At 71.6% G+C, this 12674-nt stretch carries 12 protein-coding genes; 5 read left to right on the top strand and 7 right to left on the bottom strand.

Translation table 11 applies throughout. From position 1 onward, the window contains the following. Window positions 1-140 precede the first annotated feature (140 nt). On the top strand, window positions 141-437 hold the full coding sequence (locus tag ABZ297_RS28010; protein WP_355351696.1) for a chaperone modulator CbpM: 297 nt from the start codon (window positions 141-143) through the stop codon (window positions 435-437). A gap of 10 nt (window positions 438-447) precedes the next feature. Beyond that, a complete protein-coding gene (gene clpB, locus ABZ297_RS28005; RefSeq protein WP_355351694.1) occupies window positions 448-3066 on the top strand; it encodes an ATP-dependent chaperone ClpB in 2619 nt (872 codons plus the stop codon). A 130-nt stretch (window positions 3067-3196) separates the two neighbouring features. Here the strand turns inward: clpB and ABZ297_RS28000 are convergent, their stop codons facing one another. From ABZ297_RS28000 to ABZ297_RS27975, 6 genes are all read right to left on the bottom strand, one after another. Then, the gene (locus ABZ297_RS28000) at window positions 3197-3397 is read right to left on the bottom strand and encodes a ferredoxin (RefSeq protein ID WP_355351692.1); all 201 of its coding nucleotides are present in this window, start codon (window positions 3395-3397) and stop codon (window positions 3197-3199) included. A 66-nt stretch (window positions 3398-3463) separates the two neighbouring features. Further along, window positions 3464-4114, bottom strand: a complete 651-nt coding sequence (locus ABZ297_RS27995; protein ID WP_355351689.1) for a TetR family transcriptional regulator — start codon at window positions 4112-4114, stop codon at window positions 3464-3466. A 2-nt stretch (window positions 4115-4116) separates the two neighbouring features. Further along, window positions 4117-5334, bottom strand: a complete 1218-nt coding sequence (locus ABZ297_RS27990; protein WP_355351687.1) for a cytochrome P450 — start codon at window positions 5332-5334, stop codon at window positions 4117-4119. 316 nt (window positions 5335-5650) lie between these two features. Then, window positions 5651-6976: an RNA polymerase sigma factor gene (locus tag ABZ297_RS27985; protein ID WP_355351685.1), complete on the bottom strand. Its 1326-nt coding sequence runs from the start codon at window positions 6974-6976 to the stop codon at window positions 5651-5653. 164 nt (window positions 6977-7140) lie between these two features. Then, on the bottom strand, window positions 7141-7452 hold the full coding sequence (locus ABZ297_RS27980) for a hypothetical protein (RefSeq protein WP_355351683.1): 312 nt from the start codon (window positions 7450-7452) through the stop codon (window positions 7141-7143). Between the two features lie 45 nt (window positions 7453-7497). Next, on the bottom strand, window positions 7498-8646 hold the full coding sequence (locus ABZ297_RS27975) for an AMP-binding protein (protein WP_355351681.1): 1149 nt from the start codon (window positions 8644-8646) through the stop codon (window positions 7498-7500). A 48-nt stretch (window positions 8647-8694) separates the two neighbouring features. Here ABZ297_RS27975 and ABZ297_RS27970 point away from each other — a divergent pair, with 48 nt between their 5' ends. Further along, window positions 8695-9621 carry an o-succinylbenzoate synthase gene (locus ABZ297_RS27970; RefSeq protein ID WP_355351679.1) on the top strand — a complete coding sequence of 309 codons (927 nt, stop codon included), beginning with the start codon at window positions 8695-8697 and terminating at the stop codon, window positions 9619-9621. Beyond that, complete coding sequence (menD, locus tag ABZ297_RS27965) at window positions 9618-11282, top strand: 2-succinyl-5-enolpyruvyl-6-hydroxy-3-cyclohexene-1-carboxylic-acid synthase (protein ID WP_355351677.1); 1665 nt, start codon at window positions 9618-9620, stop codon at window positions 11280-11282. The genes ABZ297_RS27970 and menD overlap by 4 nt, the downstream gene beginning before the upstream one ends. 4 nt (window positions 11283-11286) lie before the next feature. Here menD and ABZ297_RS27960 read toward each other — a convergent pair whose 3' ends face one another. After that, on the bottom strand, window positions 11287-11466 hold the full coding sequence (locus tag ABZ297_RS27960) for an MFS transporter permease (RefSeq protein WP_355351675.1): 180 nt from the start codon (window positions 11464-11466) through the stop codon (window positions 11287-11289). A gap of 149 nt (window positions 11467-11615) precedes the next feature. Here ABZ297_RS27960 and ABZ297_RS27955 point away from each other — a divergent pair, with 149 nt between their 5' ends. Further along, window positions 11616-12419, top strand: coding sequence for an SDR family oxidoreductase (locus ABZ297_RS27955; RefSeq protein ID WP_355351673.1), 804 nt, complete (start codon window positions 11616-11618; stop codon window positions 12417-12419). The last annotated feature ends 255 nt before the right edge of the window (window positions 12420-12674 follow it).

The following is a 12674-nucleotide window of genomic DNA, read 5'->3' as shown; positions in this document are numbered from 1 at the left end:
GGCATGCCCAACCCGCGCGGCACCGCCGGCGACTTCCTGGCCGAGGTGCGGATCATGGTGCCGGCCCGGCTCACCGAAGCGGAGCGGCGCCTGTTCGAGCAGCTCGCCGCCGTGTCGCGCGTCGATCCGAGGGGGCGTTCATGACGACGTACGCACTCGTACGGCCGGCGCGGCTGGACCTGAACTCCTACGCGCGGGCCACCGGGCTGCATCCGGAGGTCGTCCGCCGGCTGGTGGCGCTCGGCCTGCTCGAACCGGCCAGGGACGCCAGGGGGGAGCTGTGCTTCCCTCCGTCGCAGGTGGCGGCGGCCGCCCGGATCCTGAGGCTGCGCGAAAGCCTGCCGATCAGCTACGCCGGGATCGGCCTGGTGACCGACCTGCTCGACCGGATCGAGGAGTTGGAGGCCATCCTGCGGAACCTGTCACGACGAGAGTAAGGGGACTGGAGTGGACCCGAACCGGATGACGCAGAAATCGCAGGAGGCCCTGCACGACGCCCAGACCAAGGCCCTGCGCCACGGGCACACCGAGGTCGACGGCGAGCACCTTCTGCTGGCCCTGCTCGAACAGTCGGAGGGGCTGGCACCCCGGCTGGTGGCGCAGGCGGGAGCCGACGGGAAACGCCTCCGCGCGGACCTGGAGGACGAGCTGTCGCGGCGTCCCAAGGTCAGCGGGCCGGGTGCCGGGCCCGGACAGGTCTTCATCACCCAGCGCCTGTCACGGCTGCTCGACGCCGCGGACCGGGAGGCGCGACGGCTCAAGGACGAGTACGTCTCGGTCGAGCACCTGCTGCTCGCCCTGATCGACCAGGGGACCGACACCGCCGCGGGACGGCTGCTGCACGGCGAGGGACTGACCAGGGACCGGTTCCTCCAGACGCTCACCTCCATCCGAGGCCACCAGCGGGTCACCTCGGCCATGCCCGAAGTGGCCTACGAGGCGCTGGAGAAGTACGGCCGCGACCTGGTCGCCGAGGCCCGCGCGGACAAACTGGACCCGGTGATCGGCCGCGACACGGAGATCCGCCGCGTGATCCAGATCCTTTCCCGCAAGACCAAGAACAACCCCGTGCTGATCGGCGACCCGGGCGTCGGCAAGACCGCCATCGTGGAAGGGCTCGCCCAGCGGATCACCCGCGGCGACGTCCCCGAGGGGCTGCGCGACAAGACCATCTTCAGCCTGGACATGGGCTCGCTCGTGGCGGGCGCCAAGTACCGCGGCGAGTTCGAGGAGCGCCTCAAGGCCGTGCTGAACGAGGTCAAGGCCGCGGAGGGGCGGATCCTGCTGTTCGTCGACGAGCTCCACACGGTCGTCGGAGCCGGGGCGACCGAGGGCGCCATGGACGCCGGAAACATGCTCAAGCCGATGCTCGCCCGCGGCGAGCTGCACATGATCGGCGCGACCACGGTCGAGGAGTACCGCCAGCACATCGAGAAGGACGCGGCTCTGGAGCGGAGGTTCCAGCCGGTCCTCATCGACGAGCCCTCCGTCGAGGACGCCGTGTCGATCCTGCGGGGGCTGCGCGAGCGGCTGGAGGTCTTCCACGGCGTGAAGATCCAGGACAGCGCCCTGGTCGCCGCCGTGAAACTGAGCCACCGCTACATCGCCGACCGGTTCCTGCCGGACAAGGCCATCGACCTGGTCGACGAGGCGTGCGCGATGATCCGCACCGAGATCGACTCCATGCCCGCCGAGCTGGACGAGCTGACCCGGCGCGTGATGCGGCTGGAGATCGAGGAGGCCGCGCTGGCCAAGGAGGAGGACCCCGCGAGCCAGGCCCGCCTCGGCGAGCTGCGCAGGGAGCTGGCCGACCTGCGGGCACAGGCCGACTCGATGCGGGCGCAGTGGGAGGCCGAGCGTGCGGCCCTGCGCAAGGTCCAGGCCCTGCGGCAGGAAATCGAGGCCGTGCGGCGGGAGGCGGAGCAGGCCGAACGCGACTACGACCTCAACCGGGCCGCCGAGCTCCGCCACGGCAAGCTGCCAGAACTTGACCGGCGGCTGCGTGCCGAGGAGGAGCGGCTGGGCACCCGGCAGAGCGGGCACCGGCTGCTGCGCGAGGTGGTCACCGAGGACGAGATCGCGTCCATCGTCTCGCGCTGGACCGGTATCCCCGTCGCCCGCCTGCAGGAAGCGGAGCGGGAGAAGCTGCTCCGGCTGGACGAGATCCTGCACGAGCGCGTCATCGGACAGGACGAGGCCGTGCGGCTCGTGGCCGACGCCGTGATCCGCGCCCGCTCCGGCGTCAAGGATCCCCGGCGCCCCATCGGGTCGTTCCTCTTCCTCGGACCGACCGGCGTGGGCAAGACCGAGCTCGCCAGGGCCCTCGCGGCCGCCCTGTTCGACACCGAGGACAACATGGTCCGCATCGACATGAGCGAGTACCAGGAACGCCACACGGTCAGCCGCCTGGTCGGCGCCCCTCCCGGCTACATCGGCTACGAGGAGGGCGGCCAGCTCACGGAGGCGGTGCGGCGCAAGCCGTACTCGGTGGTGCTGTTCGACGAGATCGAGAAGGCTCACGCGGACGTGTTCAACACGCTGCTGCAGGTCCTCGACGACGGGCGGCTGACCGACGCGCAGGGGCGCACCGTCGACTTCCGCAACACCGTGATCGTCATGACCTCGAACATCGGCTCGCAGTACCTGCTCGACGGTGTCACGGCCCACGGAGAGATCAAGCCGGAGGGACGCGCCCAGGTGATGGCGGAGCTGCGCCGGCACTTCAGGCCCGAGTTCCTCAACAGGGTCGACGACATCGTGCTGTTCAAGCCGCTGACCGAGGCCGAGATCGAGCAGATCGTCGACCTGATGTTCGCCGACATCAGGAAGCGGCTGGCCGACCGGCGGCTCACCCTGGAGGTCACCGAGGAGGCGCGCCAGCTCATCGCCACCGAGGGATACGACCCCATCTACGGGGCCCGGCCGCTGCGCCGTTTCATCGCCCGCGAGGTCGAGACGAGGATCGGGCGCGCCCTGCTCGCCGGCGACGTGCCGGAGGGCACGGTCATCACGGTCGACGCCAAGGAGGGCGAGCTGAACGTCACCTTCCACGAGCCCGGGAGCTGAGATGTCGTCATCAACGGTGAGCTGCCCGAACTGCGGGAAGAAGAACAGGGTCCCCGCCGCGTCCGGTGGCGTGCGGCTGGTCACCTGAAGGCCGGGTCGGCTCCGACCGCCAGTACGCCGGCGGGAGCGTTCACGCGTGCTCGCTGAGCTCGATCGCGGACGCAGGGCAGACACTGGCCGCCTCACGGACCGTCGCGTGCAGAGGCTCGGGCGGTTCCGCGTCGAGCAGGACCACGATCCCGTCCTCGTCGCGCTGGTCGAACACCTCCGGTGCGAGCAGCACGCACTGGCCGGCGCCGCAGCATTTGGCCTCGTCCACGCTGATTTTCATGATCGGTTCCTCTCTGCTTCAGATGGCCGCGCCGCGGCGATCCGTGGACGCGGTGCCGACGCCCGGTCACGGGTGGCGCGTGAAGGGGGCCAGCCACAGCGCGACGATCGCGTCGATCAGCCCGGTCGCGGCGTCGTGCCAGGTGGAGCGGGGGGTGGGAGTGCCTTCGGCGAGAGCGCGCTCGCGCTCGGCGCACATGTGCACGATCAGCTGACGCGCCATGTCGTCGCGCTCGGCGCGCACGTCGGCCGGGAGTTCGGGAAGGCAGCGGTTCAGCGCGTCGAGGATCTGCCGCAGGCTGGGCGAGGTGAGAGCCTCGTCGACCATGATGTCGCGGAGCGCGGGGTCGGTCATCACCTGGGCTCCGAACCGGGCGTACCAGGTGGGGCTGCCCAGGGCCGCCAGGTGCTCGGTGGTCGGGCGGACCAGGCAGGCCACCCAGTCGCGCACCTCGGCGGAGTCGCCGATCCCGGCCAGCATCCGCAGGCGTACCCCTTCGATCTGCTCGGCGTGCTTGCGCACGATCGCGCGCACCAGGTCCGCCTTCGTGCCGAAGTGGTAGCCGACCGCGGCGTTGTTGCCCTGCCCCGCGGCCTCGCTGACCTGACGGTTGGACACGGCGAACACCCCCTGCTCGGCGAAGAGCCGCTCCGCCGCCGTCAGGATCTGCTCGCGCGTGATGCTGACCCGCTCGGCGCGCACGGTCCTGGCGGCCATGGTCACCACCGCACCGGGACTTCGCGCAGCCCGCCGATGACGAGCCCCTCGACCCGGTGGAGGTCCTCCACCGCGACGGCGAGCTCCAGGGAGGGGAGCTTGCGCAGCAGCACCTCGAGCACGACCTGCAGCTCGGTGCGGGCCAGCGACTGACCCAGGCACGAGTGCGCCCCGGAGCCGAAGGCCAGATGAGGGTTCGGGCTGCGGCTCAGATCCATCTCGCCGGCGCCGTCGAAGGCGTCCTCGTCGCGGTTGGCGGCGGCCATGCTGCACACCACGGTCGTGCCGCGGGGGAGCAGGGTGCCGGCGATCTCGATCTCCTCGCCGATGTACCGCGGCATGCCGAACCCGGGGTTCGCGTCGAACCGCAGCGCCTCCTCCACCGCGGTGCGGACCAGCGACCGGTCCGCCAGGAGCTCCTCCCAGCGGCGCCGGTCGGCGAGCAGCATGCCCACCATCTTCCCGATCATGTTGGCCGTGGTCTCGTGCCCGGCGACCAGCAGACCCTGGCCGGTGGCCACCAGTGCCGCGTCGGGCAACCGCTCGCCGACGGAGTCGGTGGCCGTGATGAGCTCGCTGAGCAGGTCCTCGCCCGGTTCCTCCCGCTTGGCGGCGACGAGCGCGGTCATGTACTCGACGAACTCGGCCTGCGCCGCGTCGATCTCCGCCTGGCTGTAGCGCGTCAGGTTGAGCAGCGTGTCGGACCAGTGGGCGAACTTGTCCCGATGGGCGTCGGGGACCCCGAGCAGGTCGCAGATCACCCACACGGGCAGCGGGAAGCCGAGGCTCGCCTTGAGATCCGCCGGATGGCCGCTCTCCACCATGTCGTCGATGAGCTGCTCGGTCATCGCCTCGATCCCGGGCCGCAGCGCGGACATGCGCTTGGCCGTGAACCACCTGCTGACCATGCGCCGCCACCGCTGGTGCCCCTCGCCGGCCTGGGGGATCGCCGTCGAGAGCGAGGTGTTGAACACCCCGCCCGACTCGCTCGCCGAGATCCGGGCCGCGTCGCCCGCGTCCAGCTGCCGGGTGAACCGCGGGTCGGACAGCACCTGCTTGACATCCGCATAGCGGGTGAGCAGCGACGCCTCGTCGCCGCTGGGCAGCCGCACCCGCGCCACCGGACACTGCTGCCGCAGCCGCGCCCACTCGGCGGGCGGCTCCAGGGCGGCCTCGCTGGGAATCGGGTAGCTCAGCGTCTGCGCGTCGTCTTGGCTCACCAGGACCTCCTCCGAACCGGCTGTTGTGAGGTCAGTTAAGCCGGGGTGTCAACTTAAGTCAAGCGACTGATTTAATATTGCGCGCCGAGTCGCCCACGTCCGCAACCGCCAAGACGGAGGCTTCGCCATGCCTCATGTCCCCGCTGGATCCGCCGGCGCCGGCGCGGCCCCCGTCGCCCTCGGGTTCGCGGCCTTTCTGTCCCGCCGGGGCCAGGCTCCCGCCACGGCGGAACCGCACGCGGACATGACGACGCCCGCCAGGGCGCCCTCCGCCGGTTCGTGACCGGTCGGGCGGGGCCCGGGCGGGCGTCGCGGGTCAGCTGGCCCAGTCGAGCAGGGGACGGGTGTTGCTCGGGTGGCGCAGCTTGGAGAGCGACTCCTTCTCCAGCTGGCGGATGCGCTCCCGGGTCAGGCCGAGGTACTTGCCGATCTCGTCGAGCGTGTGCGGCTTGCCGTCCACCAGGCCGAACCGGAGAGCCATGATCTTCGACTCCCTCGGCGACAGGTTGTCGAGCACGCCGCGCAGCTGGTCGCCCAGCAGCTGGCGGTCGACGATCTCCGACGCCTCGGGGGAGTCGACGTCCTCGATGAGGTCGCCGATCGTGGTCTCGCCGTCCTCGCCGATCGTCGCGTTGAGCGAGATCGGCTGGCGGCTGGTGCGCAGCAGCTCCTCGATCTGGTCGGGCGTCTTGTCCAGCTCCACCGCCAGCTCCTCGGGCGTGGGCTCGCGTCCCAGGCGCTGGTGCATGTCACGCTCGACTCGCGACAGCTTGGACAGCAGCTCCAGCACGTGGACGGGAAGCCGGATCGTGCGGGCCGAGTCGGCGAAGCCGCGCTGGATGGCCTGCCTGATCCACCACATCGCGTAGGTGGAGAACTTGAAGCCCTTGGTGTAGTCGAACTTCTCGACCGCCCTGATCAGGCCGAGGTTGCCCTCCTGGACCACGTCCAGCAGGGACATGCCGCGGTCGGTGTACTTCTTGGCGACCGAGACGACCAGCCGCAGGTTGGCCTCCAGCATGTGGTCCTTGGCCTGCCTGCCGTCCTCGACGACGAGCTGCAGGTCCTCGCGGGCGGCGGGGGACAGGCCGGTGTCGGTCTCGATCTTGTACTCGGCGTACAGGCCGGCCTCGATCCGCCGGGCGAGCTCGACCTCCTGCGCCGCGGTGAGCAGCGTGCGGCGGCCGATGGACTTGAGGTAGGTGTGCACCGAGTCGCCCATGACGGACTGGTTGTCGTCCAGGTCGAGCGGCTCGTTGTCGAGCTCGGCCTCGTCGGAGTCCGCGGCGAGTTCGGCGAGCGCGGGCTCGTCCTCGCTCACGGCCTCGGGGCTCGTGGACCCGGGCTCGCCCGTTTTGGCGGTCGAGGCGGTCTTGCGGGTACTCTGGCGCTTGGTGGTGGTCTTCTTGGCGGCCGTTCTCTTCGCGGGCGTCGTCTTGCTCAGCACGGGCTCGTTCTCCGTGGCCAGGCTGACACCGGCCTCCGAGAGTTCACGCAGGATCGTCCGGCCGTCGGCGGGGCTGATGCCGGCGTCGGCGAACGCGTCACGCAGCTCCGCGAGAGAGAGGTGACCGAGGGTTCGCCCTCGTTCAAGCAGCTGGTCGAGGGTCGCGGGTGGGGTAGCCACGGCGGTTCGGGGCATGAGGACACCTCCTCCATGACGGAGTCGAATCGATCAGGCAGGTTGTGGTGGAGCGGCTACGGCCGCACGGCTCACCTGTACCAATAACGTCATTCGCCGCTATTTGTTCCCGGGGGCCGAAAAAGGGGCGGAAGGCCATAAAGGCGACCGCCCCCGGGGACGTTCTATTCCGCTATGTGGAATTCGCCGGGGTTCCCCTCGGGCATCGGCATGGGCTGGGCGTCCTGGAGGCGCTTGTCCGTCCAGTAGTCGAGGACCTTCTCCGGGTCGGGGTTGACCTCGTGCGACACCACGATCCCGTCGGTGCTGCCGGGCGTGGGGGTCTCCGACGGCTTCGCCTTCTCCACCACAGCCCTGGTCTCCTCGCCGACCCGTGCGAGCCTGCCCGACGTCGCCGCCGCCGCGACCGAGGCGCCGCCGACGAGGATCACGCCCACGACCGCCGCGGACGCCCACGTCTTGCGGGTCTGGTTCATGAAGGCTCCCTCCTTCTCTCCCTGATTCGACGCATTCGCGACCAATCAGGTTCCTGCTCGGAGCCGGGCCAGATCGGTCTTGCCGTTCGGCAGCAGCGGAAGCCGGGACTCCAGGCGTAGCTCGCGCGGTGCCGCGTGGGCGGGCAACCGGTCGCTGGAGTACGCGCGGAGCTGCTGCAGAGTCGGCGGCCTGGCCGGGTCGGCGGGCACCACGACGGCCACGACGACCTCGCCCCACTCGGGATCGGGCCTGCCCACCACCGCCACCTCGGAAACCTCGGGGTGCGCGCCGAGCACCGAGGCCACCGCCGCCGTCACCACCTTCTCGCCGCCGGTGTTGATGACGTCGTCGGCCCTGCCCAGCACGCGCAGCCGCCCTCCGGTCAGCTCGCCGAGGTCGGAGGTGACGAACCAGCCGCCGTCGCACGGCGGGTGGTCGCCGTGCCGGTAGCCGGAGAACAGCACGGGGCCCGCGATCCGGATCAGGCCGTCGTCGCCGATCTTCACGTCCACGCCGTCCAGGGGCCGGCCGTCGTACACGCAGCCGCCGCTCGTCTCGCTCATGCCGTACGTGGTGACCACCCGCGCGCCGAGCGCCTGTGCCTCGGCGAGCAGGCCGGGACGGGGAGCGGCCCCGCCGAGCACGATCGACCGGAAGACGGACAGGTCGGCGTTGAGCTCGACGAGCCGGTGCAGCTGGGTCGGCACCATCGAGACGTGGTGGTCGACCCCGGCGCGGAGCACGGCCTCGGGGTCGAAGCGTTCGTGGATGACCGGTTCGGTCTCGCACAGCAAGGAGCGGACCAGCACCTGCAGGCCGGACACGTGGGACGGCGGCAGGCAGCACAGCCAGCGGTCGCCCTTGCTCGCCTCCAGCCGCCGCAGCGAGGCCGCCGCCGACGTCCGCAGGGCCGTGGCCGACAGCATCACGCCCTTGGGCGCGCCCGTGCTGCCGCTGGTGGCGATCACGACGGCGACGTCCGCGGGCACGCCCGTGCCGCCGTCCTGGCGCACGCCCTCGACGTGTGTGGGACGCAGCGCCGCGAGCACCTGGCCGGAGTGGCCGGGGGAGAGCGGCAACACGGCGGGACCGTCGCCGGACAGCGCGTCACGGACGGCCGCGAAGAGCTCCGCCCCCGGCGGACGCACCACGGCGTCCAACGGGCGGTCCGGATGCGACTGGTTCCTCCACATGCTCGTAAGGTTAGTGGCGATAGATCGGACAGTGGCGCAGGGAGGGTCGTGACGCGTTCTCCTGTGGTCTTCCGGATCCCGATGCGAACGCGGTTCCGGGGGCAGACCGTCAGGGAAGGGGTGCTGCTGCACGGCCCGGCGGGATGGGGCGAGTTCTCCCCGTTCCCCGAGTACGGCCCGCGCGAGTGCGCGCGCTGGCTGGCCTGCGCGCGCGAGGCCGCCTTCGACGGCTGGCCCGAGCCCGTTCGCGACAGCGTGCCGGTCAACGCGACCGTCCCGGCCGTCGGCCCGGAGCAGGCCCACGAGCTGGTGCGGCGGTCCGGATGCGGCACCGCCAAGGTGAAGGTCGCCGAGCCGGGCCGGCCGTTCGCCGAAGATCTGGCCAGGGTGGAGGCCGTCCGCGACGCGCTGGGGCCGTCGGGCAGGCTGCGGGTCGACGCCAACGGCGCGTGGGACGTCGGCGAGGCCGTGCGCAGGCTCAGGCAGCTCGACCGGTTCGACCTGGAGTACGCCGAGCAGCCGTGCGCCACGCTCGACGAGTTGGCGGCCGTGCGGCGGGCGTGCGACGTCCCGATCGCCGCCGACGAGTCGATCAGGAGGGCCGAGGACCCGCTGAAGGTCAGGGCGGCCGAGGCGGCCGACATCGCGGTGGTCAAGGCGCAGCCGCTCGGCGGGGTGCGCGAGGCGCTGCGGGTGGTCGAGGCGTGCGGGCTGCCGGCCGTGGTGTCGAGCGCGGTGGAGACGTCCGTGGGGCTGGCGGCGGGGGTCGCGCTGGCCGCGGCGCTGCCGTCGTTGCCGTACGCGTGCGGGCTGGGCACGATGTCCCTGTTGTCGGGTGACGTGGTGGCGGACTCGCTGGTGCCGGTGGACGGCAGGCTGCCGGTGCGACGTCCCTCGGTCGATTTTCAGCATTTGTCAGAATTCGAGATCGAATCCCCCTTGTGGCTTCGCCGGATGCAGGAGGCGTCACTGTGAATCCCGCTACGGCGCTGGCCACGGTACTGGTCGACGAGCTGGTGCGCTGCGGGCTCACCGACGTGGTGATCTCGCCCGGCTCCCGCTCGGCCCCGCTGGCGCTGGCGGTGCACGCCGAGTCGCGGGTGCGGATGCACGTCCGCATCGACGAGCGCTCGGCGTCCTACCTGGCGGTGGGGCTGGCCAAGCGCTCCGAGCGGCCGGTCGCGCTGATCTGCTCGTCGGGCACGGCCACCGCCAACTTCCACCCGGCCGTCGTCGAGGCGAGCGAGTCGGGCGTGCCGCTGCTCGTCCTGACCGCCGACCGCCCGCCCGAGCTGCGCGGCACCGGCGCGAACCAGACGATCGACCAGATGGCCATCTACGGCTCGGCCGCGCGCTGGTTCGCCGAGGTGGGGGTGCCGGAGGACCGTCCCGGGCAGGTGGCGTACTGGCGTTCGCTGGCCTGCCGGGCCTACCAGCGGGCCGCGGGGCTCGACGGCCCCGGCCCGGTGCACCTCAACCTGGCCTTCAGGGAGCCGCTCATCCCCGACGGCGACACCTCGTGGTGCGAGTCGCTCGACGGCGACGCCAACGGGCCGTGGGTGCGCACCAGGGTCGCGCCGCCGCCCATCGCCCTGCACATCCCGCCGACCCGGCGAGGCGTGCTGGTGGTCGGCGACGGCGCGTCCAACGTCCGCCGGTACATCGCGGCGGCCGGGATGGCGGGCTGGCCCGTGCTGTCGGAGCCGAACGGCGGCGGCCGGTACGGCGACCACGCCATCTCGACCTACCACTATCTGCTGGGCACGCCCGAGTTCGCCGACGCCTACCGTCCCGACGTGGTGGTGACGCTGGGACGTCCAGGGCTGTCGCGTCCCCTGCTGTCGTGGCTCAGGCGGGCCGAGGAGCACATCGTGGTCTCCACCGACCTGGCGCGCTGGCCCGACCCGACCCGCTCGGCCACCCAGGTGGCGCAGGCCGTGGAGATCCCGGTGGCGTCCGGCGACGACAGCTGGCTGCACGCCTGGCGGCAGGCCGACCAGGCGGCCAGGGCCGCGCTGGACGCGGTGCTCGACGCGTCGGGCACCAGCGAGCCGCGGCTGGCCCGCGACCTGGTGGACGCGCTGCCCAACGGGGCGCTGCTGTTCTGCGGGTCCTCGATGCCGATCCGCGACCTGGACCAGGCGATGCGGCCCCGGCGGGGCATCCGGCTGCTGGCCAACCGGGGCGCGTCCGGCATCGACGGGCTGGTCTCGACCGCGATGGGGGCCGCCCTGGCGCACAACGGGCCGTCGTACGCGCTGCTCGGCGACCTGTCGTTCCTGCACGACCAGAACGGGCTCATCCTCGGGCCCCGCGAGCCCCGTCCGGACCTGTGCCTGGTGGTGGTCAACAACGACGGCGGCGGGATCTTCTCGCTCCTTCCGCAGGCCGGGCTGCGCGACCCGTTCGAGCGCGTGTTCGGCACCCCGCACGGCGTGGACCTCGGGTACGCGGTGGCGGCCACCGGCACCCCCTACGCGCTGGTCGAGGACCTGAGCGACCTGCCCAAGTCGATGCGCGGCGAGGGGCCGCGGGTGGTCGAGGTGCGCACGGACCGCGAGGCCAACGTGGCGGTGCACGCCAGGCTGCGCGACGCCGCCCACACGGCCATCAGGGCGTTCGCCGCCGAGGCCTGACCTCTCACAGCGCGGGCCGCCGGAGCGGGAAGGCGTGACGGCGGGCCGCGGCGACGATGACCAGCGCGGCGACGGCCAGGGGGAGCGTGGCCCAGGGCAGGGCGGTGGCCCCGGCGCTGTCCAGGACGAGGCCGCCGGTCAGCGACCCGGCGGCGATCCCGGCGTTGAAGACGGTGGTCTGCATGCGAACGGGGTGAGGTCTGGTGTCGCCGGACTCGGGACGGTCCGGTGGCATTCACCCGAAGCCGCTGGGCAGTCGGTAACCACCTGCCTGCGGCACGCATCGGCCGGGCGGCCAATGCTCGTGCGGACGATCCGCGAAGGGGTGAGGCGATGAACATCGATCTGTCCAACCGGCGGGCCCTGGTCTCCGGGTCCAGCCAGGGAATCGGCCTGGCCATCGCCACGGAGCTCGCGCGTTCCGGCGCCTCCGTCGTCGTGAACGGGCGCAGCGCGGACAAGACGCGGCTCGCGGTCGCCTCCATCGCCGACCAGCTACCGAACATGGACGCGACCGCCGTGACCGCCGTGACCGCCGACCTGGCGACCGCCGACGGTGCGGAGGCGCTCCACGACCTGGTGCCCGACCTGGACATCCTCGTCAACAACCTGGGCATCTTCGGGGTCAGGCCGGTGCTGGAGATCGACGACGACGAGTGGCGCCGCTACTTCGAGGTGAACGTCCTGTCGGCCGTCCGGCTGACCCGCATCTACCTGGCCGGCATGGTCGAACGAGGCTGGGGCAGGGTCCTCAACATCGCCAGCGACTCGGCGGTGGTCACCCCGGTCGAGATGGTGCACTACGGGGTGACGAAGACGGCGCTGCTGGCCACCACCCGCGGCTTCGCCAAGGCCGCCGCCGGAAGCGGCGTCACCGTCAACTCGGTCATCGTCGGCCCCACCCACACCCCGGGCGTCGAGACCTTCGTCGCCGATCTCGTCGGCGACGACCTGCCCTGGGACCAGGCCGAGCGGAAGTTCATGCGCGAGCATCGCCCGAACTCGCTCATCCGGCGGCTGATCGAGCCGGCCGAGATCGGCCACGTCGTCGTCTACCTCTGCTCCGAGTTCGCCTCGGTCACCACCGGTGCCGCGATCCGCGCCGACGGAGGGTATGTCGACTCGATCCTGCCGTGAGCGGCGGGTTCCGATCGCGCGTGCGCATCGATCGTCGCCGGTGTCACGCCCCGCCTCGATCACTCTCGGCGCTTGGTCGACTACTTTGTGTCATGGGCTGAAGAGATGTCAGTCCCCGACGAAAAGGATCTCTCGTGCGCACTTCATCGCTGCTCGCCGCCGCCGTCGTCCTGGGTTTCGCCGGTCTCGGGACGGCTCCCGCGTCGGCCGACAACCATCGGGACTCGGCATCGGCGTCCCGTCGGGATTCGGCGT

This window comes from Nonomuraea sp. NPDC005983, from assembly GCF_040614375.1.
Taxonomy (GTDB): Bacteria; Actinomycetota; Actinomycetes; order Streptosporangiales; family Streptosporangiaceae; genus Nonomuraea.
This window is presented reverse-complemented; position numbering and strand designations above follow the sequence as displayed.

Excerpts from the sequence above, each read along its gene's own strand:
- ABZ297_RS28010 (WP_355351696.1), top strand. The coding sequence starts at position 141 with ATGACGACGTACGCACTCGTACGGCCGGCGCGGCTGGACCTGAACTCC.
- ABZ297_RS28000 (WP_355351692.1), bottom strand. The coding sequence starts at position 3,397 with ATGAAAATCAGCGTGGACGAGGCCAAATGCTGCGGCGCCGGCCAGTGC.
- ABZ297_RS27995 (WP_355351689.1), bottom strand. The coding sequence starts at position 4,114 with ATGGCCGCCAGGACCGTGCGCGCCGAGCGGGTCAGCATCACGCGCGAG.
- ABZ297_RS27985 (WP_355351685.1), bottom strand. The coding sequence starts at position 6,976 with ATGCCCCGAACCGCCGTGGCTACCCCACCCGCGACCCTCGACCAGCTG.
- ABZ297_RS27980 (WP_355351683.1), bottom strand. The coding sequence starts at position 7,452 with ATGAACCAGACCCGCAAGACGTGGGCGTCCGCGGCGGTCGTGGGCGTG.
- ABZ297_RS27975 (WP_355351681.1), bottom strand. The coding sequence starts at position 8,646 with ATGTGGAGGAACCAGTCGCATCCGGACCGCCCGTTGGACGCCGTGGTG.
- ABZ297_RS27960 (WP_355351675.1), bottom strand. The coding sequence starts at position 11,466 with ATGCAGACCACCGTCTTCAACGCCGGGATCGCCGCCGGGTCGCTGACC.
- ABZ297_RS27955 (WP_355351673.1), top strand. The coding sequence starts at position 11,616 with ATGAACATCGATCTGTCCAACCGGCGGGCCCTGGTCTCCGGGTCCAGC.